Below are 1,574 nucleotides of genomic sequence, written 5' to 3'. Positions count from 1 at the left end.
CGGCCCAGTTCCAGACCCAGACGACGGACTTCATCCTTGAACAGTTCGCGCAGTGGCTCGACCAGTTTCAGGTTCATCTCTTCCGGCAGGCCGCCCACGTTGTGGTGCGACTTGATCACGTGAGCCTTGCCGCTTTTCGCGCCAGCCGACTCGATCACGTCCGGGTAGATGGTGCCCTGAGCGAGGTACTTGATGTTGTCCAGTTTGTTGGACTGAGCATCGAATACGTCGATGAAGGTACGACCGATGATTTTGCGCTTCTTCTCTGGATCGCTTTCGCCAGCCAGGTTGTTCAGGAACTGCTCTTCGGCGTTCGCGCGGATCACCTTGACGCCCATGTTCTCGGCGAACATGGCCATCACTTGCTCGCCTTCGTGCAGACGCAGCAGACCGTTGTCGACGAAGACGCAAGTCAGTTGGTCGCCGATGGCCTTGTGCAGCAGCGCGGCAACTACCGAGGAGTCAACGCCGCCGGACAGACCGAGCAGTACGTTGTCGGTGCCGACCTGGGCGCGGATGTTGGCAATCGCGTCTTCAGCGATCTTCGACGGCGTCCACAGTGCTTCGCAACCGCAGATGTCGAGGATGAAGCGCGACAGGATGCGACCGCCCTGCTTGGTGTGGGTCACTTCCGGGTGGAACTGCACGCCGTAGTAGCCGAGATTGTCGTTGAACATACCGGCAATCGGGCAGCTCGGGGTGCTGGCCAGGATGTGGAAGTCTTCCGGCATTTTGGTGACCTTGTCACCGTGGCTCATCCATACGTCGAGGCCGAACAGGCCGTCAGCGTCGATGTGGTCTTCGATGCCGTCGAGCAGGCGGCTTTTGCCGACTACATCAACACGGGCGTAACCGAACTCACGCAGCTCGGAACCTTCGACCTTGCCACCCAGCTGTTCAGCCATGGTCTGCATGCCGTAGCAGATACCGAAGACCGGCACGCCCAGGTCAAACACGGCTTGCGGGCAGCGCGGGCTGTCGGCGACGTGCACGGACTCGGGACCGCCGGCGAGGATGACGCCTTTTGGCGCGAATTCGCGAATCGCTTCGTCATCCATGTCGAACGGGTGCAGTTCGCAATACACGCCGATCTCACGCACGCGGCGGGCGATCAGTTGGGTGTACTGGGAACCGAAGTCGAGGATCAGGATGCGGTGAGCGTGAATGTCGAGGGCCATGATTCAGTCTCGTCTAAGTAATTCAGAAACAGTCTTGATTCAGAAACAACTCGGGGCTGAATAAAACAGCCCCGGTTGCTAAACAGTTTGCTTGAAGCCTCAACCTACGCGGTAGTTTGGCGCTTCCTTGGTGATCTGCACGTCGTGAACATGGGATTCGGCCATACCGGCGCCGGTGATCCGCACGAACTCAGGCTTGGTGCGCATTTCTTCGATGTCGGCGCTGCCGGTGTAGCCCATCGAGGAACGCAGGCCGCCCATCAGTTGATGGATGATCGCGCTCAGGGTGCCTTTGTAAGGAACACGGCCTTCGATGCCTTCCGGAACGAGTTTCTCGGCGCCTGCCGAGGAGTCCTGGAAGTAACGGTCGGAAGAGCCTTGAGCCTGGGACATGGC

At 59.4% G+C, this 1,574-nt stretch carries 2 protein-coding genes; both read right to left on the bottom strand.

Annotation, left to right across the window (positions count from 1 at the left end; genetic code table 11):
* Window positions 1–1,178: glutamine-hydrolyzing GMP synthase (gene guaA, locus ACIOZM_RS14545; RefSeq protein WP_401214901.1), on the bottom strand; the 1,178-nt coding region annotated here is incomplete at its 3' end.
* A gap of 99 nt (window positions 1,179–1,277) precedes the next feature.
* Window positions 1,278–1,574 (bottom strand): IMP dehydrogenase (locus tag ACIOZM_RS14540; RefSeq protein WP_401214898.1); only part of this gene is annotated, 297 nt, incomplete at its 5' end.

Origin of the sequence: Pseudomonas sp. NPDC087346 (genome assembly GCF_044744235.1) — a bacterium.
In the GTDB taxonomy this organism is placed as follows: Bacteria; Pseudomonadota; Gammaproteobacteria; order Pseudomonadales; family Pseudomonadaceae; genus Aquipseudomonas.
Note: the sequence above shows the minus strand (reverse complement) of the source record. Positions and strands in the feature narration are given on the sequence as shown.